The sequence below is a fragment of the Rhizobium sp. LjRoot98 genome (assembly GCF_964252935.1).
Lineage (GTDB): Bacteria > Pseudomonadota > Alphaproteobacteria > Rhizobiales > Rhizobiaceae > Pararhizobium.
Map to the genome: position 1 here is coordinate 1,443,186 of NZ_CAXUPW020000001.1, position 21,444 is coordinate 1,464,629.

The following is a 21,444-nucleotide window of genomic DNA, read 5'->3' on the forward strand; positions in this document are numbered from 1 at the left end:
TGGCGCAGCACATATCGAAACATCCGCCTTGCACATCCCGATGGGAAACACCGTTCATGCCTGAAACAGCAAGCCTTGCCGCCTTTGCCCTCGTCGCGCTCGGCATGGTGCTGACGCCTGGGCCGAATATGATCTACCTGATTTCCCGCTCACTCTGTCAGGGGCGGATGGCGGGATTGATCTCGCTCGGCGGTGTGGCGCTCGGGTTCCTCGTCTACATGCTGTCAGCTGCATTCGGCATCACTGCGCTGCTGTTTGCCGTGCCTTATGCTTATGACGTGCTGCGGATTGGTGGCGCGCTGTATCTTCTTTACCTTGCCTGGCAAGCGGTGCGTCCCGGCGGGCGATCGGCCTTCGAAGTCCGCAACCTGCCACAGGATACACCGCGGCGGCTGTTCCTGATGGGCTTTGCGACCAGCGTGCTCAATCCGAAGATCGCCGTACTCTATCTTTCATTGCTGCCACAGTTCATCGATCCGGCGCTGGGTCATGTTTTTCTGCAGTCGCTCACGTTCGGGACAATCCAGATCATCACCAGCCTATCCGTCAACGCGCTCATCGTTTTGACGGCCGGCTCCATCGCCACCTTCCTTGCGGGCCGTCCGGCCTGGCTTTCCATGCAACGCTGGCTGATGGGCGGCGTGCTTGGCGCGCTTGCCTTGCGGATGGCTATGGACAGCCGGCGCTGAGGCCGCTTCCTCTTCCATAACCAGACCAGAGAATACCATGACAACTGCACTCCTCATCATCGACGTCCAGAACGCCATCCTTGACGGCGAAGGCACGCCCGAGCGCCAGCCGGCCATCGATGCCGCCTTGACCGAAACCATCGGCCGTCTGCAATCGATCCAGGCCCGCGCCCGCGCCGCCCATATTCCGGTCATTCTCGTGCAATACGACGGCGGTCCCGGCGACCCGCTGGCGCGGTCGTCACATGGCTGGGGCTTGCGTCATGAGATTGCGCCGGTTTTGGGCGAAACGGTCATTCACAAGACGAGCTGCGACAGCTTTTTCCAGACCGGCCTCGAAGAAGAGCTTGGCAAACTGTCTGTCACCCATCTCGTCATCGGCGGCTGTCAGACGCAATTCTGCGTCGATACCACGGCGCGCCGGGCCGTCACGCTCGGCTACGATGTTACCCTTCTTTCAGACGGCCACACGACCGGCGATATGGGCGATCTGGCCTTTGCGCAGATCATTGCCCACCACAACCGCGTGCTCGGTGGCTTCAATGCCGGTGGTCACGCGATTGAATTGCGCCGGTCGGATGAAATCACCTTCTGATTATCATTCGAAGACCGGCCGCATAAAGCTGCGCTCATAGCTCAGGATGCAGCGGGTCTTTTCGGCAAGGGCAAAGGCGGCGAGGCATTCGGCATCCTTTGCCATCTTGCCGCGATACTCTTCATAGGCCGCAAGGCTGGGAAAACTGAAGAGGGCGAGCGCAATATTGTTCGCTCCTTCATGTGGCATGAAATAGCCGTGATGCGTGCCACCCAGCCGATTGACCAGCGGGATCCACAGCCTGGCATATTCCTCGAATTCGGCCAGCTTGTAAGGATCGATGGTGTAGCGCAGATAGCACGTGATCATTCCAGTCTCCATGTGTGATTTCGGGATGCGTGGTTTCAGTTTGCCTGATGCCGCACGGCTCGGGGCCATGTCCAGCCGAATGTCATGCCGGCAGCTGCAATCAGGATCGCCACCGAACCGAGCAGCTGCGCCGGTTGCAGCTGATGACCGAACGCGATGCGATCAACGGCCAGTGCGGCAACGGGATAGATAAACGAGAGCGCGCCGGTGAGATGCGTCGGCAGTTTCTGGATCGCGCCATAGAGCAGAACATACATCAGCCCGGTATGCACGGCGCCCATCGCCACCAGCAATCCCCACTGATAAGTCTCGCCCGGCAGCCCGGAGGAACCGGCGAACGGCGCCAGCATCAAAAGACCGGTTACCACCTGGATCAGCGCGATCAGATGCGGTGGCGTGCCCTTCAACCGTTTCGCCACCAAGGCTGCCAGAGTGTAAAAGAACGCGGCGGCCAGAGCCATGGCAATTCCGGTGAGATAATCGCCGCCGGTGAAGCCGCCGGATGGTTTTGCCTGCACGATCGCCGCCATGCCGGCAAAGGCGACGGCGAGCCAGCCGAGCTTGGTGACGGTGATCTTTTCCCGGAAAACCAGCCCGCCGATAGCCAAAAGCATGAACGGCTGGGTATTGTAGACCATGGTGGCGATGGAGATGGACGAGCGCGAATAGGCACCAAACAACAGCAGCCAGTTGACGACGATGGCGACGCCGCCCAAGACAGCGAGCCCGAACAGCCGCCATGTCAGGATACCGGCCCGGAAATGGCCGAGCGTCGCGCAGATCGCCAGAAGCGTCGGCGCCCCGAACAGGCAACGCCAGAACACGACATCAATCACAGGCTGGCCGGACATCAGCACGAACCAGCCGATCGTACCCGAAATCAGCATGGCCGCCGTCATTTCGAGACTGCCGGTCCTGATATCCTTTTCCATCACACCACTCCCTTGATCAAAGCAACAAATTATGATGTGGCGACGGCGGAATATATGGATATGTGAAGGCTATCTTGTAAAATAGCCTAATCATAAAAGGGAATTTATCGCTTTACCCTTACGGAGCTTTCTTATGCTTGACGATCTCGACCGGCGACTACTCGACATCCTGTCCGCTAATGCACGCATTTCCTTGAAGGACCTGGCGCAGGAGGCAGGGCTCTCCTCCCCCAGCTCCGCCGACCGGCTGCGCCGGCTGGAGGATCGCGGCGTCATCACCGGCTTCACCATATCGATCAACCCTGCAGCGCTTGGTTATGCGCTACAGGCGGTCGTGCGGGTTCGGCCCATGCCCGGCATGCTGCATATCGTCGAAAAGATGATCCAGGAGACGCCGGAATTCGTCGAATGCGACAAGGTGACGGGCGACGATTGCTTTATCGCCAAGCTCCTGGTGCGCGACATGGAACAACTGGATACGATCCTCGACAAGATCGCAGAGCGGTCCCAGACCAATACATCGATCGTCAAATCGTCGCCCGTTAAACGCCGGTTGCCGCCGCTCAATGGCGGAAGATAACCCTCAGAATTCCGCCATCGGAGACAGCATCACCGGCGCGGACAGGCGCTCCGCGCTATTGCCCCGAACCATCAGGCTGATATCGGACACAAACGGTTCAGCCGTTCCTTGCCAGCCCAGCTTGTCGGGCGAAAAGCAGACCTCGACACTATCGGGGTTTTGAGCGAGCGCTGAAAGAATGGCGGAGAGCGGGGGCATCGCTTTTCCGGCGGCATCGAGAAGATGAAAGGATGTACCTTCGGCCTTCCACGCGACAATAGCCTCATGCTCTTCCAGATAGCTGAGGCAGACATCGGTATCGAAGACGCTGTTGAGCAGAAACATTTCCACTTGAGCGGCAACGGCGAAGACAGATGAAACAGGCATTCTCTCGTGCAGCATCTGGCGGATCAGAGCAGCATCATCGGCGCTTTCGATCGAGAGGGCACGCGACCTGCCTGCAGATTTCGCTTCCGCAGGTGGCACGCCAATGAAGCGGTGCTGCGGCAGAACTTTGAAACCGTAGGGTTCATACATCGACGGCTTGTCCGTCAGGAGAAGACCAAGCTCGAAACCCTGCGCGTCGCACCAGCCGAATGCCCGATTCATCAGATCCCGGTAGAGCCCGCGGCCGCGCCATTGCGGCCGCACCGCGCCCGACTGGAAACCAGCGGCCTTCACCAGACGGCCATCGATCATCACCGGCATGGAAAAGGCGCTGAAATTGGCGACGCAAACACCGTTTTCATCGAAATAAGCGAAGGGCATGCTGGTTGGATCAGGCCCGCCAAAGCAATCCTGGATGCCGACATCGATGCCGAATGTATCCTCAAGCAGCGCCACCAGCCCGACCCAGGCTGCCGGGTCGGCAAAATAGTCCTGACGGAACGTCAACCCGGTGTTGAGTTCAGAAGCGGCCATCAAACGCCGGTGGAGCCGAAGCCGCCGGCGCCGCGTGCGGTTTCGCTGGCGCCGGACGTTTCGCGGACGGACACCTGCGTCACCGGCGCAATCACCATCTGGGCGATCCGCATGCCGCGCTCGATCAAGAAATCCTCGTCGCCGAGATTGATCAGCAAAACCTTCACTTCGCCACGATAATCGCTGTCGATCGTGCCGGGCGTGTTGAGGCAGGTGATGCCGTGCTTGAAAGCCAGACCGGAGCGCGGGCGGATTTGCGCTTCATAGCCTGCCGGGACTTCGAAGACGAAACCGGTCGGCACCAGCGCCCGCTTGCCCGGACCAAGGAACAACGGCCGGTCCGCCTCGACGGCGGCGCGAAGATCCATGCCGGCGGCGCCGGCGGTCTCGTATGCGGGAAGCTCGATGCCCTCGCCGTTTTGCAGGCGGACGAGGCTGAGAGTTGGGGCAGTCTGCGATGGATGGGTCATATCTCTCCTTAGCAATTCAGGCCGCGGCGCAGTCAATGCGAATTGCAAGTTATCCACGGCTCCGCTACATACGCGGCAATTCACAGGATTCACATCATGGCCGAAAGTATCGCCGAGGCGGTTTCCCGCCGTCGCACCTTTGCTATTATCGCACACCCGGATGCGGGTAAAACCACGCTGACTGAAAAACTGCTGCTGTTCGGTGGCGCCATTCAGCTTGCCGGTGAAGTCAAGGCGAAGAAGGACCGTATTCAGACGCGCTCCGACTGGATGAAGATCGAGCGCGAGCGCGGCATCTCCGTCGTCACCTCGGTGATGACCTTCGAATATCACGGCAATGTTTTCAACATTCTCGATACGCCCGGCCACGAAGACTTCGCCGACGATACCTATCGCACGCTGACGGCCGTGGACGCGGCGGTCATGGTCATCGATGCCGCCAAGGGTATCGAGCCGCGGACACTCAAACTGTTCGAAGTCTGCCGCATGCGCGACATCCCGATCATCACCTTCATCAACAAGATGGACCGTGAAAGCCGCGACCCGTTTGAAATTCTCGACGAGGTGGAAGAGAAACTGGCACTGGATTGCGCGCCGGTGACCTGGCCGATCGGCCGTTCGAAGACCTTCTGTGGCTCCTATCACCTGGCCGACAATACGGTGCGTGGCGCCGACACGCAGGAAATTCTGACGAAGGTCAACGGCCCGGAAATGGCGGCCCACCGGCTGCCGGAAAACGAGCGCGAGGCTTTCATCGACGAAACGTCCTTGGCTATCGAGGCCTGCAAGCCTTTCGACAGGAAGGCCTTCCTCGAAGGCCATCTGACCCCGGTCTTCTTCGGCTCGGCACTGCGGAACTTCGGTGTGCGCGACCTGATCAACGCGCTCGGCGACATTGCACCGCCGCCGCGCGACCAGGTGGCGGATATCCGCACCGTGCACGCGACCGACGAAAAAATGACGGCCTTCGTCTTCAAGATCCAGGCCAACATGGACCCGAACCACCGCGACCGCATTGCCTTTGCCCGCGTTTGCTCCGGCAAGCTGGAACGCGGCATGAAGGCGCGGCTGGCGCGCACCGGCAAGCAGCTGGGCCTGACGGCACCGCAATTCTTCTTCGCTTCGCAGCGGCAGCTGGCGGATACGGCCTATGCCGGCGACGTGGTCGGTATTCCCAACCACGGCACCCTCAGGATCGGCGACACGCTGACTGAAGGCGAACAGCTGGTCTTCCAGGGTGTTCCGAACTTTTCGCCGGAAATCCTGCGCCGCGTGCGGCTTGAGGATGCGATGAAGGCGAAGAAGCTGAAGGAAGCGCTGCAGCAGATGGCCGAAGAAGGCGTCGTGCAGCTGTTTTCGCCCGAAGACGGCTCACCCGCCATCGTCGGCGTCGTCGGCGCGCTGCAGCTCGACGTTCTGAAGGAACGGCTGCAATCGGAATACGGCCTGCCGGTTTCCTTTGACGTTGCCCGTTTCTCGGTCTGCCGCTGGATTTCCGCAGAACAGCCGGCGGAACTGGAAAAGTTCATCACCGCCCGGCGCGGCGATATCGCTCGCGATCTCGACGGCGATCCGGTGTTCCTGGCGCAGGATTCGTTCTCGCTGCGCTACGAGGCAGAACGTTACCCGGCTATCAAGATGATCGCCATCAAGGAATATCACGTCGCCAAGGCGGCGTGATCGGACCCTAATAAACGGGGTTTTCGGCTTGGTTCGTCTTCTCCCCAGCGGGGAGAAGGTGGCCCGCAGGGCCGGATGAGGGGGCGAAGCCATTAGCATTTGCCGAACCGCCCCCTCATCGCCTCGCTCCGCTCGGCACTTCTCCCCGCGGGGGGAGAAGAGGGAGATCGTGGCCGCTCCCGCAATCCATTCACTCTACCTGATCCGCACGCCTTGCCGTTCAAGCTCTTTCTGGGCGGCCAGCACATCTATCGCGTCAAGCGATCTTCCGGTTTTCACCGAAATCGCCGCAGCGACACCGGCACCCTGCCCCGCGACCGCGCAGCAGGCCATGTTGCGCGTCGCCGCATGGGCGATGCGGTCGCCGCCGATGGCGCGGCCAGCGACCAGGAGGTTTTCGACACCCTTCGGCAGCATCGACCGGTAGGGGACGTGCATGTAGCGCCCGGTCGTCGGCAGGATCAGGACGCCGTAGCCATCGATGAATTCCGGATAGATGCCGATCGTATCCTCGAAACGGCCTTCGTTGCGCACGTCGCTCTCGGTGATGTTGTAGACCGCATCGATCTTGCGGGTATCGCGAATGCCGATGCTCATGCCGAAATTGCGCAGGCGCGCACCCTCGCAGCCCGGCGTGTAGCGGCGCAAGGCGTCAATCGCCAGCATGGACTGGCGCCGCCCCTCGATCTCGAAACGGGTCATGCTGTCGGGGTCGGTGCCATCACAGCCGGCGAGATGGATGAGGTTCATATAGGTCAGTTCGCCCGTGTCATGCAGCGCGCCCCAGGTACCTGAAATCGTGTTCAGATGCGCCGGAATGATGCCGTCGCGGATTGCCTGGGCAAACGGCTTGCCAAGGAAGGGCGAGAACATCTGATCTTCCTTGCCCGATGTCTCGATCTGCCATTCGCCGGTCGACCAATCACCATAGGTCTGCGGATCGGAGCGGACACCGGCCATGAAGGCCTTTTTGTCGACACCGGCCAGATGAAACATCACCGACGCCGCCTGCATCTGCTCCACCGGCGTCTTGAACACTGGCGCTCCGGCGCGATGGGCGACATCGGCGTCACCGGTCGCATCGATCACGCGGGCGGCGAGAATGGCTTCGCGTCCGGCCTTGGATTCGACGACGATGCCCTTGATGACGTTGCCATCCATGACCGGAGCCACGAACTGACGGTGCAGCATGGCATAGATGCCGGCCTCTTCCACCAGCCTGTCGGCGACGAGCTTGAAGCCCTCCGAATCCAGCTCATAACTGAGCGACTGGCTCTCGGGAACGGCGGCGCCCATGGCCTTTGCCCGCTCCTCGAACTCCCAGCCGACACCGCCTGCCTCGACCGTTGCCTCGTGCCGGTACCATGCAAAGCCCTCGACACCAACGACCGTGATATTGCCGCCGAAGCAGCCGAACCGCTCGACCAAGGTGACGGACACACCGGCCCGCGCAGCAGCCAGCGCCGCCGCAAGGCCACCCGGACCCGAACCCACCACCAGCACATCGGTTTCGTGGATGACATCGATCTGGCGTGCCGGTTCGGTGATGGATTGGGTTTTCTGGGACATCGAGCGTTCCGGGTGACAAGAGAGGGGGTGGCCGGAGCTTAGCGGCCACTTTCCACCCTGTCGACGCTTGGAAGCGACCTGTTCGTGCGCATTCGCCTTCCGATCGACATGGGCTTCCGATCACTTTTCGCCAGTGGGCGGATTTCGCTGCTGGCCCCATGCTTTACCCATTGCTACTAATGATATCCATCACGGAAACACCCGGAGGAATGGCATGGACGAGACTGAAACAAGCAAGCCGGGCCGGTTCCGCAACATCTGTGTTTTCGGCGCCGGCGCCATCGGCGGCGCGCTGGCTGCCCGGCTTGCCTCCTCTCCCTTGCTTGAAGGCGCGACGATCACGGCCATCGCGCGCGGCGCTCATCTGCAGGCGATCCGGGATGATGGCCTGCACCTGCACGAACCTGGCAAGAGCGAGCCGCTGGTCGCGAAATTTGCCGCGACCGACACGGCCAGCGACCTTGGACCGCAGGATTTGGTGATCGTCACGCTCAAAGGGCATCAACTGACCTCGGCCAGCGAAGATATTGCCCGCTTGCTGAAACCCGATGGCCGCGTGGTGATGATCCAGAACGGCATTCCGTGGTGGTATTTCCACGGTGACAGGACGAGCGGCCTCGAAGGCCGGCAGGTGGAGTCGCTCGATCCGGGTGGTCTGGTCTGGCAACGGATCGGCCCGGAACGCGTCATCGGCGGCGTGATCTATCAGGGCGCACAGATGCTGGAGCCCGGCCATATCCGGCTGACCAGCGGCGGCCTGCTGCACCTCGGCGAGCCTTCAGGCACGATGTCGGCGGAACTGGCAGCAATCGCCGGTCTGCTGCAGGCCAGCGGCTGGACGATCAAGACGACGGACCGTATCCGCGACGAAATCTGGCTGAAATTTCTCGGCAACGCGGCGTTCAATCCGATCAGCGCGCTGACGAGGGGGCGTATCACGGAAATCATGGATGGTCCCGCCGTCGATCTGGTGAAGCAGGTCATGACGGAGGTGCATGCTGTGGCGGCACGGCTTGGCTGCCGGGTGAGCGAGACGGTGGAGGAGAAGATGGAGCATGGCCGTGGTCTCGGCAATGCCAAGACCTCGATGTTGCAGGATCTCGAGCAGGGGCGGCCGATGGAAATTACGCCGCTCACCCGCGCCATTACTCTCCTGGGACGTATGGCCGATGTGCCGACGCCGGCGAATGACATTCTGCTGTCACTGATTTCGCAACTCGATGAGTCCATTGCCAAGGCCCGCACGGCGGGGGGCTGAACCATGGCCGTTCTTCGCATCGTCGCCAATATCGAGGCAGCCGACCCGCAGGCCGGGCGTGCGTTTTATGGAGAACTGCTGGGCCTCGATCTCGTGATGGATCATGGCTGGATCACAACGTTTGCTTCCGCGAAGCAGGCCGCGGTGCAGGTTTCCATCGCAAGCCAGGGCGGCTCCGGTACGCCGGTGCCGCAGCTATCGATCGAGGTGGACGATGTTGATACCGTGTATTCCAAGGCCCAACAGCTGGGCCTGGAAATCGTTTATGACATCACCAACGAACCGTGGGGCGTGCGGCGCTTCTACGTCCGCGACCCCTTCGGCACGATCGTCAACATTCTCGCGCACGGAGACCGTTGACGATGGCTGATCAGCGGCGATCCGTCAGCGTCAGATCGCCGTTTTCATCGACCGAGACCTCGATGCCGATATAGCCCGGGATCGTCTGGTGCGCGGTTTCGAAAGGATGCGTGTGCGTGGCGGTAATCACCATGACATCGGAGCCGGCCGATTCACCGGCGATGACGCCAGCCGCCACATCTTCGAACACGAGGCAATCCTTGGCATCGAAACCAACGCGCTTGGCGCCGAGCAGGTAGCATTCCGGGCTTGGCTTGCCGCGCGACACATCCTCGGCAATGACGATGAACTTCGGCTCCGGCAGACCGGCGGCGGCGATGCGCACCTTGGCGAGTTCACGCGGCGACGAGGTAACGATTGCCCAGCGCTCCGGCGGCAGGCTTTTCAGAAACTCGATTGCGCCCGGCAAAGGCTTCACGCCCTCGATATCCTCGATCTCGCCCTGGCAGATGATGGCCGATTCTGCTTCCGGATCCACACCCGGCAGGCCGAGCTGGCGGATCGTATCGACGCCGCGCTTGCCGTGCATGGTCGGCAGGAAGGTCGCGACATCGAGGCCGTGGCTTTCAGCCCACTTTCCCCACACCCGTTCGGCAGCTTCGATGGAGCTTAGAAGCGTTCCATCCATGTCGAAGAGGAAGGCGGAGTATTTCTTGCCGAATACCGGCGAGGACGCTGAAGACACGAGGCAGGCTCCTTTGAATGTCTGGCGAGCCGCAACTCTTTGACCGTGCGGCGACCCCGTTCAAATAAAGGGATTTTCCCGTTAGATCAAACGGATATCGCCTCTGGAGCGTTTTCTTCATCAGCCTTACCGCGCCGACAGGGCCAGCTTCAACCCCATCAACCCGAAGGCGCCGGCAAAACCACGGCGCAGCCAGATGGTGACGTCTGGCCGGGAGATGACATAGCGTCGCGCTGCGGCGGCAAAGACACCGTAGAATACGAAGACGACGAAGGTCAGCACCATGAAAACGGTGGCGAGCCACAGCATGAACAGGGTGGGTGACGCGGTGCCATCCGGCACGAATTGCGGCAGGAAGGCCAGAAAGAACAGCGACAGTTTCGGATTGAGGCTGTTGAGCAGGATCGCCGTTCCGATGATCTTGCCGGGCCGGGTGGGCTGGGCTTCCTCCGTCACCTGCAGGCTGTCGGCATCGCGCAGCACGGTCCAGGCCATGTAGAGCAGATAGGCGGCACCGAGATATTTGATCACTTCAAACGCCAGGGCGCTGGTGTGCAGCAGGGCCGCCAGCCCGGCGATACTGGCAACGATATGCGGCAGGATGCCGAGCGTGCAGCCGAAGGCGGCGAGAATGCTGGCGCGCGCGCCGGAATTGAGCCCGGTTGCCAGCGTGTAGAGAACGCCCGTGCCGGGCAACAGGATGATGATAATGGATGTCAGCAGATATTCGAGGGTCACGGCAGGCTCCGTTCAAGGAAAGCCGAAGATAAGCGGATCGGCGGCCCTTCAGTCTTGAACGAAATTGCAGAACGTCAGCTATGCGCCAGCGCGTAGGCTCCCGGCGTGATGCCAAAGGCGCGGACGAAGGCCCGCGTCATATGGCTCTGATCCGCGAACCCGCCGGCAAAGGCGGCGTCGGCGAGCGGCGTGCCCCTGGCGATCATCCGCCGCACGGTTTTGATGCGGCACTGGACCAGATAGGCATGCGGCGTCATGCCGGTTGCCTGCGAGAAGGCGCGCACCACCTGAAAACGGCTAAGTCCGCTTGCGGCGGCAAGGTCGGCCAGCGTTGTGGCAGCCGTTGGATCGTCATCCAGCAAGGCCTTTGCCCGGCGGATGGACGGCGGCACGAAACGGGAGGCACGCTGGCGATCCATCAGCGATGCCACCAGCAGGAGAAGGCCCGTTTCCGGCGCCAGTGTTTCGCGGGCCTGCGTCATTGCCGTATAGACAGGCAGGAGGTGTTGGGCGGCATGATTGCCGTTTATCACCGGCTGTGTGAACTCAAATTCCTCTGGCCGGCCTTCGCCGATATCCAGGACGGCTTGGGCAATCAAGGCCGGATCAAAATAGAGCATCCGCCATGAACGCCCTTCCCCGCCAATCGGATGGCCGTCGTGCACTTCGCCGGGATTGACCGTGATCATATCCCCGGCGCCAGCCTCGACCGGGCCGCGGCCGCTGGCTGACTTCTGGGCGCCGTGGAGTATGACGCCGATGCCGTACTGGTCATGCGTATGGCGGCCGAAGCTGTGCGCCGTTTCGGCTTCAACGGCCTCGACACCTTCGATCGCACATTTCCGCATCCGGAATTGGCCAGGTTTCATCTCGTCGGTCCTCCGCGCCTAGCCGCGCTCCTGACCTGGTAGCGCATCGCGCTCGCCAAACCAGTTAATCGCCGAAGAACACCAGATCTGATGCCTTGGCGCAAGCGCGCGGCGCTGAGTGATATTGCCCCAGCGAACGCCGATCTCGTCAGCGTCCTCATCGGTTCCCGTCGTATAGACCGGCGAGCCGCAATTGCCACAGAACATCTGGAAACGCGTCCGGCCGTTGTCGCCGGTCTTTGTGTAGGTTTTCGGCTCACCCGCCGTAATGCGGAAATTACGCCGAGGCACCGAAACAGTGACCCGATAGGCCGACCCCGTGAGATGCTGGCAATCGGTACAATGGCAGATCCCAACCGCGCCGGGATCAATCTCCGCCTCGTAGCGGATCGCGCCGCAATGACAGTGTCCGTCGATATGCATCTCAGTTCCTCCCTGCTGAGGAAGGAAACTAGCGCATCAGGCGCCGGTTAACAGCCAGGCATGTTCCTTGGCATTGTTGAATTTCCAGATGCGCGACGGACCAGCCATGACGTTGAGGTAGTAGAGATCATAACCATGGATCGTGGCGCAGGGGTGGTAGCCCTTCGGCACCAGCGTGACATCGCCATTTTCGACCGCCATGGCTTCGTCCAGCGAACGGTCGTCCGTGTAGACGCGCTGGAACGCAAAGCCCTGCGGCGGGTTCAGCCGGTGGTAATAGGTTTCCTCCAGGAAGCTCTCGTCCGGCAGGTTATCCTGGTCGTGTTTGTGCGACGGATAGGAGGACGTATTGCCGTTCGGCGTGATCACCTCGACCACCAGCAGCGAATGGGCGGAATTGTCGTCTTCCGGCATGATGTTGGTGACATGGCGCGTGTTCGATCCCTTGCCGCGATGAAGCAGCGGGTGGGTGCCGGGAGGAATGAGCTTGGTCTTGAAATCACCGCCGCCCGGTGCGGAACAAACTGCAAGTTCGAGATCGGTGACGGCCTTCATCTGCCATGCCGAGCCGGGTGCAACGTAGAGCGCATGCGGCGCACCCTCAAAAGGGCTCATACGTTCGCCCACCACGCCGAAATCCTGGCCATCGACACTGGTCTCGCTCTTGCCGCTGATCCAGACGAGGCACGACTCGCGGTCACTGGCCGGTGCGCTGACCGTCTCGCCGGCCTTCACCCTGTGCACATCGAAGCCGACATAGGTCCAGCCTGCACTCTCCGGCGTCACATGGGTTACGCGGCCTTGATCGCCCTTGGGTTTTACGAGCAGGTTCGGCATGATGCTGTTCTCCTATTGCTTTCATCTGGCTTGGATCAACCCTCACCAATTTCGGCCAAGGGCTCATCCGGCCTTCGTATCCTCTCCCGCAACGGGAGAGGAGGGTTCGTTCCCGGCAAGCGGGCTGGTGGACTGCACACATCTGGCGAGGGGTTCAGCCCTTCCCAAGGAGTATTATCCCTTGGGGAAACCTTCGGTTTCCACCGTGTAGCCTGCAGCGGTCATGACGCGCATCAATTCGGCATAGCCAATCTCCGCCATCTTCTGCGGCGGCGACTTGCGCGGATCCTGCTCGGCCTCGACCACGAACCAGCCTTCATAGCCATAATCGGCGAAACGCTTGACGATAGCGCCGAAATCCAGTGAGCCGTCGCCCGGAACGGTAAAGGCGCCGAGAGCAACTGCATCGAGGAAGGATTGCTTGCTGCGGTCAAGACCGTCCACGACGGACTGACGGATATCCTTCACATGCACGTGGTTGATGCGGGCATGGTGGTTATCGATGGCGCGCAGCACGTCGCCACCGGCGAAAGCCAGATGGCCGGCGTCCAAGAGCAGTGGAATGCCTTCGCCCGAGTTTTTCATGAATGCGTCGAGTTCCGGCTCGGTTTCCACGACGGCGGCCATGTGGTGATGGTAGGACAGCGGCATGCCCTGATCGGCGCACCATTCGCCAAACTCAGTGACGCGGCGCGCATAGGCCTTCATCTCGTCATCGCCAAGGCGCGGCTTTGTGGCGAGCGGCTTTGAGCGATCGCCCTGGATCGAGCGGCCGACTTCGCCATAGACGATGCACGGCGCATTGACGGCCTTGAACAGCTCGATCATCGGCGCGATGCGATCCTTGTTGGCCGCGAGTTCTTCGTCGACCAGCGTGCCGGAGAACCAGCCGCCGCACAGGGTCACGTCAGCGGCGCGCAGGATCGGTAGCATGTCTTTCGGGTTGTTGGGAAAACGGCGGCCCTGCTCCATGCCGGTGAAGCCCGCACCGCGCGACTGGCGCAGGCATTCTTCGAGCGACACGTCGTCGCTGAGTTCAGGAAGGTCGTCATTCCACCAAGCGATGGGCGACATGCCGAGTTTGGCTTTCATGCAAATTCTCCTTGAGACGGCGTTCGGGAAGCCCATGGCGGGCTTCCCGAAATGATCTGGCAAATGTGTGAGGCTTAACCGATGCGCTGGGCGGCGAGCGCTTTTTCATACCCCTTGCGGGCCTCTTTGACCTTCGAGCGCTCGGATACTTCCGGCACCGCCACATCCCACCAGTGACCGCCCTCATCCGTGGTGATCAGCGGATCGGTATCGATGACGATGACGGTGGTGCGGTTCTCGCCGGCGGTTTCCTTCAGCGCGATTTCCAGCTCGCTGATCGAGGCGACCTTGCGGGTGAGCGCGCCCATGGCCGCCGCATGCCCCGCAAAATCGATCGCCGGCAGCGTCACGTGATGGGTGTCGCGCAGGAGGTTGTTGAAGTTGGCACCGCCGGTTGCCATCTGCAGCCGGTTGATGCAGCCATAACCGGCATTGTCGAGCAGCACGATGGTGATCTTGGCGCCGAGCATGATCGACGAGGCGATCTCGGCATTCAGCATCATGTAGCTGCCGTCGCCGACCATGACGATGACATCGCTGTCGGGCTTGGCAAGCTTGACGCCGAGACCACCGGCCACTTCGTAGCCCATGGTCGAGAAGCCGTATTCCATGTGGTAGCTGCCGGGCGCTTCCGCCTGCCAGAGCTTGTGCAGTTCGCCGGGCAGACCGCCGGCGGCGCAGACGAGCGTGGTGTTCTCCTTACGGGCACGTTGGACGGCACCGATGACCTGGGCATCGGATGGCAATGCTGCATTGGTCGTGGCGGTCGCCTTAACGGCGGCCTTCAGCCATTCGGCCTTGCCGTCCATCGCCTTTTTCGTCCAGCCGACATCGACCTTGTGCGAGCCAAGGCCGGCGCTGAGGGCATCGAGGCCGACGCGGGCGTCGGACACCAGCGGCAAGGCTTCATGCTTTGCAGCATCGAAGGCCTGCGTGTTGAGGCCGATGATCTTCAAGTTGTCGTTCTTGAACAGCGACCAGGAGCCGGTGGTAAAGTCCTGCAGACGCGAACCGACGGCGAGAACGACGTCCGCATCCTCGGCCATCTGGTTGGAAGCCGATGTGCCGGTGACGCCGACCGAACCCATGTTGAGCGGGTGGCTGTGCGGCAACGACGACTTTCCGGCCTGGGTTTCAACAACGGGAATGCCGTGTCTTTCAGCGAAGGCGGCAAGCGTCTTGCTGGCTTCGGAATAAAGCACGCCGCCACCGGAAATGATCACCGGCTTTTTGGCGGCCTTCAGCGCCGTAATCGCATGCGCCAGTTCGTCGGCATCCGGATGCAGGCGGCGGGTGGTCCAGACTTTTTCGTCGAAGAAGCTTTCCGGATAATCATAGGCTTCCGCCTGCACATCCTGGCACAGCGACAAGGTGACAGGTCCGCAATCGGCGGGATCGGTCAACACCTGCATGGCACGGCGCAGCGCCGGAATGATCTGTTCCGGCCTCGTGATGCGGTCGAAATAGCGTGAGACGGGGCGGAAGCAATCGTTGACGGTCATCGTACCATCGCCAAAATCCTCGATCTGCTGCAGGACCGGGTCGGGGCGGCGATTGGCAAAGACATCACCGGGCAGAAGCAGAACCGGCAGACGGTTTACATGTGCGAGTGCCGCCGATGTCACCATGTTGAGCGCACCGGGGCCAATCGAGGTGGTGCAGGCCATGAAGCGGCGGCGGAAGCTTGCCTTGGCAAACGCAATCGCGGCATTGGCCATGCCCTGCTCGTTCTGGGCGCGGTAGGTCGGCAGTGTATCCTTGATGCCATGCAGCGCCTCGCCGATCCCGGCGACGTTGCCATGACCAAAAATGGCAAAGACACCGCCGAAGATCGGCGTCTTCTCACCATCGATCACGGTCATCTGCTTGGTGAGAAACCGCGCGACGGCTTGCGCCATGGTCAGGCGAACGGTTTTCTGGCTCATCGTTTCCTCCTCGAACGAGGACATTGCCTCGCATTAAATCCTGTCTATGAGGAAAGTTTTACCCCCCTCTGTCCCTTTGGGACATCTCCCCCACGAGGGGGGAGATTATTCTTTTCCCTTAGTTCCGTAAGGGGCGGAAAGAGCCTGTGGCTAATCTCGCCCCTTGTGGGGGAGATGTCGGCATCGCCGACAGAGGGGGTGCAGCCGCATGCCGCACCAACCAGTCAAGCGGCCTTTGTTTCCGCCAAACCCAGCCAGAGATTGACCAGAGCCTCGAACCTGCCCGCCATGTCGGCGATTGCCTGTTCATCATCGATCTCGCCAGCCAGCCAAGCCTTGCTCGCCTCGGCGAAGATCGTCCGGCCGACAGCAAAGCCTTTGACTGTCTTTGACGTGCGAGCAGCGGCAAAGCCTTCCTTCAGCGCTTCATATGGGGCCTCCAGCCCAAGCAGGACAACACCCCGGCAGAGCGGATCGCGCTTTTCGATGACGGCATCGATCGCTGCCCAAGCGGCGCGGCTTGCCTGCGGTTCAAGCTTCCACCAATCCGGCTTCAGACCAGCATCGTAGAGCTCGCTCAGCGCCCGCGGGATCGTGCTGTCGTTGAGCGTGCCATGCTTGCCCGCGATGATCTCGATCAGGATTTCACGGCCGACCTTGCGGGCAGCCTCAAAGGCAGAGCGCAGCTTAGCGATCTGGGTGGCTTTCATCTCCGCCGGATCGTCCGGATGGAAGAAGCTCAGAACCTTGATGCAGTGGTCAACCGGCCAATCGATAAGCCGGCTACCGAGATCCTGGCTGAACTCAAACTGCAGCGGCCGCGAGCCCGGAAGTTCGATCGGCTTGCCGATCCAGAAGTTCTTGTTGACGGTATAGAGTGCGTCGCGGCCGTACTTGTCATCGATCAGCATGCCGAAGCCGGGTCGGCCATTGGCGATGCGCTCGGCAGCCTTGACGGCCAGAACCTTGAAGGCCGGAATACGGGCCAGAAGCCCGGCGTCGCCACCGGCCAGATCTTCCAGCTGACTGCGGTGATCGATGGCGAGCGCCATCAGCTGCGGGATTTCGCGGCGGCGGGTGGTTGCCCAGTGAACGTGGTTGATCGCCTCGTCCTTGCGCAGCGCCTTTTCCTTGCTGCCGTTTTCCAGGAAGAACTGCAGCTCGGTCCAGGTGGGGATTTCCGGTGCGCAGAGAAGGCGCGACACGGCAAACGCACCGCAGGCATTGGCCCAGGTCGCGGAGGTGGCATGCGGCTCGCCCTTCAGCCAACCACGCAGGAAGCCGGACATGAAAGCATCACCGGCACCGAGCACGTTATAAACTTCGATCGGGAAGCCCTTGCCGACGATACCGTCTTCGAGATTGTCCGAGATCGGGCCGTCATAGACGATGCAGCCCATCGGGCCGCGCTTCAGGACGATCGTCGCCCTGGAATTGGCGCGGATGGTCTTCAGCGCTGCCAGAAGGTCACTGTCGCCGGACGCGATCAGAACTTCTTCTTCGGTGCCGACGATCAGGTCGCAATCGGCCAATACGGTCTTCAGATGCGCGGAGACCTTTTCGGAGGCGATATAGCGATTATCGCCGGCGTCATGGCCAGCGAGGCCCCAGAGGTTGGGCCGGTAGTCGATATCGAAAACGACCTTTGCACCGCTTGCCTTGGCAATGCGGATCGCCTTACGCTGGGCGGCATCCGTGTGCGGCTTGGCAAAATGGGTGCCCGTGACGAGGATGGCGCGGGCGGAGCGGATGAAATCTTCGGAAACATCGTCCTCGCACAGCGCGCTGTCCGCGCAGTTGTCACGATAGAACAGCAGCGGGAAGGAATGTTCATTTTCGACAGCAAGGATAGCCAGCGCCGTCAACCGCTCGGGGTCAGTCACGATACCCTTGGTCTCGACGCCCTCGCGCTCCAGCTGCTCGCGGATGAAACGGCCCATCTGCTCCTTGCCGACGCGGGTCAAAAGCGCGGATTTCAAGCCAAGACGCGCTGTACCGACGGAGATATTGGTAGGGCAGCCGCCGACGGATTTGGCGAAGCTAGCGACGTCTTCAAGCCGTGTCCCGATCTGCTGGCCATAAAGATCAACCGAGGCACGGCCGATGGTGATAAGGTCGAGCGGCTTATCCGCCTGCGTAGCGTTGATCTGGCTCACTGCTTCCTCCCGGCGGGCGCTTGCGTCGCGCCGACATTTTTTTGGCTGGTGGGGTGTCGCCTTTATGAAACATAAATTCCGCCATTTAGTCAACGTGGAATTTTCATTCTATTAAATGATCTTCGCTGACCCGCCGCCGTTTTTCGGCAATCGCTACTGTCAAGGCCATGGCAAAAGCCATGCTGGCCGAAAGCGAACGAAACCCGGCATGATCAGCTTCGACGAGTTCGAACCAGACTTTCGAGGATTCTGCGAGGGGGGAGAATGCTGAATCGGTCAGGGACACGACCGGGACTTTGCGATTGGCAAGCAGCTTGGCCTGATTGACGCTTTCGGACGCATAGGGCGAAAAGCTGACGGCAAACGCTGCATCCTGCGGTCCTGCCATCGCCAGAATATCGTCATCGATCCCGGCTGCCGTGCCGACCATCTGATATTTGACCTTCAGCTTGCCGAAGGCATAGGCCATGTAACCGGAGATTGGATAGGAGCGCCGCTTGGCGACCAGATAGATCGTCTCGGCACCGGCCAGGATATTGACGGCACGCTCGAATGCCTCGGGCTCGACGGAGCTGGCGATATTGTCCAGCGAGCGATGGGCCGCAGCCACGAACCCGTTGAAGATCGAGCCGCTTTCCAGCTTGCTGTGGTCGTTGCCACTCAGCGCCTTCAAGCGTTCGTCATAGCCGGGCGTGCGCTCGCGCAAGCGTGCGCGAAAGATCTGCTGCAGGCTGGAGAAGCCTTCGAAACCGAAATGCTGGGCAAAGCGTACCAGTGTCGAAGGCTGAACATCGGCCGATGTGGCGATGCTGGCTGCCGTACCGAAGGCGATCTCATCGGGATTGTCGAGGGCATAAGCTGCAACCTGACGCAGGCGCTTCGGCAGTTGGGCCTTGCGCTCGAGGATGATGGTCTTGAGACTGTCGAAATCCTGCGGAATGGCAATGTTGTTTTCTGTTTCGGCCATAGATTCCGGTCTCTTCCTGCTTTGCGCTGTCGTCAGGACCTTATGCAAACTTTCCTCGCAAGAATAGAACATACATTCCAGATTTGTATTTTTCTTACTGTTTTCGCGCCGCCCATGGCCACCCAGCATGTTTCGCGGCGCTGGAATGGTTCCCGGCCAGCGTTCCCGAAGAAACAGCCGCAACGCCCAAAAATGGTAGATTGACCGGCAAGATGCGGAAACGAGCCTGTTCGTTAACGTATTTTTACCATGTTTGACCGGATGATCGCCAATCATCATGGTTAACGAACCATCAAGGCGGGCCATCCCCGCGATCCGGAGTATTCTGCATGTGCCGCTGGGCAGCCTATCGCGGAGAACCGCTCTATCTGGAAGAACTGGTGTCGTCGCCGGCCCACTCGCTCATCGAGCAATCCCATTGCGCCACCCGCGCCAAGACGGCGACCAATGGTGATGGCTTCGGCATTGCCTGGTACGGAGACCATCCGGAACCCGGACGTTATCGCGATATCCTGCCCGCCTGGTCGGATTGCAATCTGAAGAGCATTGCCCGGCAGATCCGCTCGCCGCTGTTTCTCGCCCATGTGCGGGCTGCGACCGGTGGCGGAACACGGCGCGACAATTGCCATCCCTTCGTGCATGGCCGCTGGTCCTTCATGCATAACGGCCAGATCGGCGACTTCGAAGCCCTGCGCCGGCCGATGGAAGCGATGCTCGACAATGATCTCTATACGGCCCGAACCGGCTCGACCGATAGCGAACTTTTATTCCTGCTGGCGCTGCAATTCGGCCTTGAGCAGGATCCGCTTGGTGCCATCGCCGAAACCTTGGCCTTCGTCGAACGCCTGGCCGGGCATCTGGAACGCAAGGTGCTGGTGCGCTTTACGGCGGCTCTTTCCGACGGCCACAATCTCTATGCCGTGCGTTATGCGTCCGACTGGAAAGCGCCGACGCTTTATGCGGCGCCGATGGGACCGAGCGGTGGCTATTGCCTCGTGTCCGAACCACTGAACGACGATGACAATGCCTGGGTAGAAATCCCCGATGGCACCGCCGTCATCGTCGGCGAAAATGGCGTCGATGTGCGCCTGTTCGGAACGGCAGGTGTCGCCTCGGATACGTCCCGGATAGAACGGATGGCGTCAGGAAAAGTATGAGGCAATCAATTTTCCGAGCCGTACGGCAACGGACTGCTTGTCCATCTCCGGCCAATCCTCATCGCCCGTCTTGCCGATCACCTTCACCGTGTTGCGGTCACCGCCCATGATGCCGGTATGGGGTGAAACGTCATTGGCTAGGATATAGTCCGCGCCCTTGCGTTCCAGCTTCGAGCGGCCATTCTCGGCGACATTCTGCGTCTCCGCAGCAAACCCGACCACCAGCTTAGGCCGCTTGGCGTGATGGCCGATGGTTTTCAGGATATCCGGATTTTCAGTCAGCAGCAGCGGTGGCGGCGCTTCGCCGGGCTGCTTCTTGATCTTGTTGCCGGAGGCGCTTGCCACCCGCCAGTCGGCGACGGCCGCGACCATCACCGCAATATCGGATGGCAATGCCTCTATCACCGCGTCGCGCATTTCTTCGGCCCGCTCGACATGGATGACCTTTACGCCCTTCGGATCCGGGATCGTCACTGGCCCCGAGACCAGCGTTACATCGGCACCGAGCCGGGCGAGTTCAGCCGCGATGGCATGGCCCTGCTTGCCGGACGAGCGATTGGCGATATAGCGCACCGGATCGATCGGTTCATGCGTCGGTCCGGATGTAACAATGGCTTTCTTACCAGCCAAGGGCTTCGGGCCTGTGTCCAGCAGCGCCTCGGCGGCAGCGGCAATTTCCAGCGGCTCGGCCATCCGGCCTTCGCCCTTTTCGCCGCTTTCCGCCATTTCGCCAGCGGCCGGGCCGATGAAGCGGATGCCATCGGCAACAAGCGTCGCGTGGTTGCGGCGGGTGGCGGCATGCGACCACATTTTCGGGTTCATCGCGGGGGCGACAAGCACCGGCTTGTCCGTCGCCAAAAGAATGGTCGAGGCGAGATCGTCAACCAGGCCGTTCGCCATCTTCGCCATCAGATCGGCTGTTGCAGGCGCGATGATGATCAGGTCGCAATCACGGGCCAGCCGGATATGGCCGACATCCTGCTCGTCCTCGCGGGAAAACAGCTCCGTGAACACCTTGTCTGCCGCCAGCGCACCGACGGCAAGCGGGGTCACGAAAGCCTGCGCTCCCGCCGTCATCACCGGACGAACGGACGCGCCGCGCTCCCGCAACCGACGGATCAGATCGAGGCTCTTATAGGCCGCGATACCGCCGGAAATGATGAGAAGAATACGTTTTCCCTGAAGCGTCATGACCAATTCCGATTTCGGCAGGCGGTTATGCCCAGCCTTTCCGGCTGGACCCTATCCGACCG

Annotated in this window: 22 protein-coding genes; 7 read left to right on the forward strand and 15 right to left on the reverse strand. The window is 61.0% G+C overall.

The features are described 5' to 3' along the window. Nucleotides 1–56 precede the first annotated feature (56 nt). Entirely contained in the window at nt 57–689 is a 633-nt protein-coding gene (locus ACSQ3J_RS07155) for a LysE family translocator (protein WP_060500958.1), read from the forward strand. Between the two features lie 37 nt (nt 690–726). Continuing rightward, a complete protein-coding gene (locus ACSQ3J_RS07160; protein ID WP_060500960.1) occupies nt 727–1,284 on the forward strand; it encodes a cysteine hydrolase family protein in 558 nt (185 codons plus the stop codon). Nucleotides 1,285–1,287: 3 nt separating this feature from the next. Here the strand turns inward: ACSQ3J_RS07160 and ACSQ3J_RS07165 are convergent, their stop codons facing one another. Beyond that, nucleotides 1,288–1,593, reverse strand: a complete 306-nt coding sequence (locus tag ACSQ3J_RS07165) for an NIPSNAP family protein (protein WP_060500963.1) — start codon at nt 1,591–1,593, stop codon at nt 1,288–1,290. 35 nt (nt 1,594–1,628) lie between these two features. Then, on the reverse strand, nt 1,629–2,525 hold the full coding sequence (locus ACSQ3J_RS07170; RefSeq protein WP_060500965.1) for a DMT family transporter: 897 nt from the start codon (nt 2,523–2,525) through the stop codon (nt 1,629–1,631). A 133-nt stretch (nt 2,526–2,658) separates the two neighbouring features. Here ACSQ3J_RS07170 and ACSQ3J_RS07175 point away from each other — a divergent pair, with 133 nt between their 5' ends. Next, on the forward strand, nt 2,659–3,105 hold the full coding sequence (locus tag ACSQ3J_RS07175; protein WP_060500966.1) for an Lrp/AsnC family transcriptional regulator: 447 nt from the start codon (nt 2,659–2,661) through the stop codon (nt 3,103–3,105). A gap of 3 nt (nt 3,106–3,108) precedes the next feature. Here ACSQ3J_RS07175 and ACSQ3J_RS07180 read toward each other — a convergent pair whose 3' ends face one another. Together ACSQ3J_RS07180 and dut are read right to left on the reverse strand one after the other, a co-directional pair. Beyond that, nucleotides 3,109–4,005, reverse strand: coding sequence for a GNAT family N-acetyltransferase (locus ACSQ3J_RS07180; RefSeq protein WP_060500967.1), 897 nt, complete (start codon nt 4,003–4,005; stop codon nt 3,109–3,111). After that, on the reverse strand, nt 4,005–4,475 hold the full coding sequence (dut, locus tag ACSQ3J_RS07185) for a dUTP diphosphatase (RefSeq protein ID WP_060500970.1): 471 nt from the start codon (nt 4,473–4,475) through the stop codon (nt 4,005–4,007). Before dut ends, ACSQ3J_RS07180 begins: the two co-directional genes overlap by 1 nt. 96 nt (nt 4,476–4,571) lie before the next feature. Between dut and ACSQ3J_RS07190 the strand changes: the two genes are divergently transcribed. Further along, nucleotides 4,572–6,155 (forward strand): peptide chain release factor 3, encoded by a 1,584-nt coding sequence (locus ACSQ3J_RS07190; protein WP_060500972.1) that lies wholly within the window; start codon nt 4,572–4,574, stop codon nt 6,153–6,155. Nucleotides 6,156–6,350: 195 nt separating this feature from the next. On the opposite strand, the gene ACSQ3J_RS07195 is transcribed toward ACSQ3J_RS07190, so the two are convergent. After that, a complete protein-coding gene (locus ACSQ3J_RS07195; RefSeq protein WP_060500973.1) occupies nt 6,351–7,724 on the reverse strand; it encodes an FAD-dependent oxidoreductase in 1,374 nt (457 codons plus the stop codon). Between the two features lie 214 nt (nt 7,725–7,938). Between ACSQ3J_RS07195 and ACSQ3J_RS07200 the strand changes: the two genes are divergently transcribed. Together ACSQ3J_RS07200 and ACSQ3J_RS07205 are read left to right on the forward strand one after the other, a co-directional pair. Further along, complete coding sequence (locus tag ACSQ3J_RS07200; RefSeq protein ID WP_060500975.1) at nt 7,939–8,982, forward strand: ketopantoate reductase family protein; 1,044 nt, start codon at nt 7,939–7,941, stop codon at nt 8,980–8,982. 3 nt (nt 8,983–8,985) lie between these two features. After that, nucleotides 8,986–9,342 carry a VOC family protein gene (locus ACSQ3J_RS07205; protein ID WP_060500978.1) on the forward strand — a complete coding sequence of 119 codons (357 nt, stop codon included), beginning with the start codon at nt 8,986–8,988 and terminating at the stop codon, nt 9,340–9,342. A 10-nt stretch (nt 9,343–9,352) separates the two neighbouring features. Here the strand turns inward: ACSQ3J_RS07205 and ACSQ3J_RS07210 are convergent, their stop codons facing one another. From ACSQ3J_RS07210 to ACSQ3J_RS07250, 9 genes are all read right to left on the reverse strand, one after another. Beyond that, nucleotides 9,353–10,027 (reverse strand): HAD family hydrolase, encoded by a 675-nt coding sequence (locus ACSQ3J_RS07210; RefSeq protein ID WP_060500980.1) that lies wholly within the window; start codon nt 10,025–10,027, stop codon nt 9,353–9,355. Nucleotides 10,028–10,153: 126 nt separating this feature from the next. Next, nucleotides 10,154–10,765 carry a LysE family translocator gene (locus ACSQ3J_RS07215; RefSeq protein WP_060500982.1) on the reverse strand — a complete coding sequence of 204 codons (612 nt, stop codon included), beginning with the start codon at nt 10,763–10,765 and terminating at the stop codon, nt 10,154–10,156. A 74-nt stretch (nt 10,766–10,839) separates the two neighbouring features. After that, nucleotides 10,840–11,634, reverse strand: a complete 795-nt coding sequence (locus ACSQ3J_RS07220) for an AraC family transcriptional regulator (protein WP_060500984.1) — start codon at nt 11,632–11,634, stop codon at nt 10,840–10,842. An 18-nt stretch (nt 11,635–11,652) separates the two neighbouring features. Beyond that, entirely contained in the window at nt 11,653–12,057 is a 405-nt protein-coding gene (locus ACSQ3J_RS07225; protein WP_060500986.1) for a GFA family protein, read from the reverse strand. Between the two features lie 36 nt (nt 12,058–12,093). Then, nucleotides 12,094–12,894, reverse strand: a complete 801-nt coding sequence (gene iolB / locus ACSQ3J_RS07230) for a 5-deoxy-glucuronate isomerase (RefSeq protein ID WP_060500988.1) — start codon at nt 12,892–12,894, stop codon at nt 12,094–12,096. 174 nt (nt 12,895–13,068) lie between these two features. Continuing rightward, nucleotides 13,069–13,986 (reverse strand): myo-inosose-2 dehydratase, encoded by a 918-nt coding sequence (gene iolE, locus ACSQ3J_RS07235; RefSeq protein WP_436038911.1) that lies wholly within the window; start codon nt 13,984–13,986, stop codon nt 13,069–13,071. A gap of 74 nt (nt 13,987–14,060) precedes the next feature. Then, a complete protein-coding gene (gene iolD, locus ACSQ3J_RS07240; RefSeq protein ID WP_436038912.1) occupies nt 14,061–15,911 on the reverse strand; it encodes a 3D-(3,5/4)-trihydroxycyclohexane-1,2-dione acylhydrolase (decyclizing) in 1,851 nt (616 codons plus the stop codon). A 224-nt stretch (nt 15,912–16,135) separates the two neighbouring features. Then, nucleotides 16,136–18,067 (reverse strand): bifunctional 5-dehydro-2-deoxygluconokinase/5-dehydro-2-deoxyphosphogluconate aldolase, encoded by a 1,932-nt coding sequence (locus ACSQ3J_RS07245; RefSeq protein WP_436038913.1) that lies wholly within the window; start codon nt 18,065–18,067, stop codon nt 16,136–16,138. 103 nt (nt 18,068–18,170) lie between these two features. Beyond that, entirely contained in the window at nt 18,171–19,034 is an 864-nt protein-coding gene (locus tag ACSQ3J_RS07250; RefSeq protein ID WP_060500993.1) for a MurR/RpiR family transcriptional regulator, read from the reverse strand. 329 nt (nt 19,035–19,363) lie between these two features. Between ACSQ3J_RS07250 and ACSQ3J_RS07255 the strand changes: the two genes are divergently transcribed. Beyond that, complete coding sequence (locus ACSQ3J_RS07255; protein WP_436038914.1) at nt 19,364–20,191, forward strand: class II glutamine amidotransferase; 828 nt, start codon at nt 19,364–19,366, stop codon at nt 20,189–20,191. Here the strand turns inward: ACSQ3J_RS07255 and coaBC are convergent. Further along, complete coding sequence (gene coaBC, locus ACSQ3J_RS07260; RefSeq protein ID WP_436038915.1) at nt 20,177–21,382, reverse strand: bifunctional phosphopantothenoylcysteine decarboxylase/phosphopantothenate--cysteine ligase CoaBC; 1,206 nt, start codon at nt 21,380–21,382, stop codon at nt 20,177–20,179. The two genes, ACSQ3J_RS07255 and coaBC, sit on opposite strands and share 15 nt — an antisense overlap. Nucleotides 21,383–21,444: the final 62 nt, after the last annotated feature.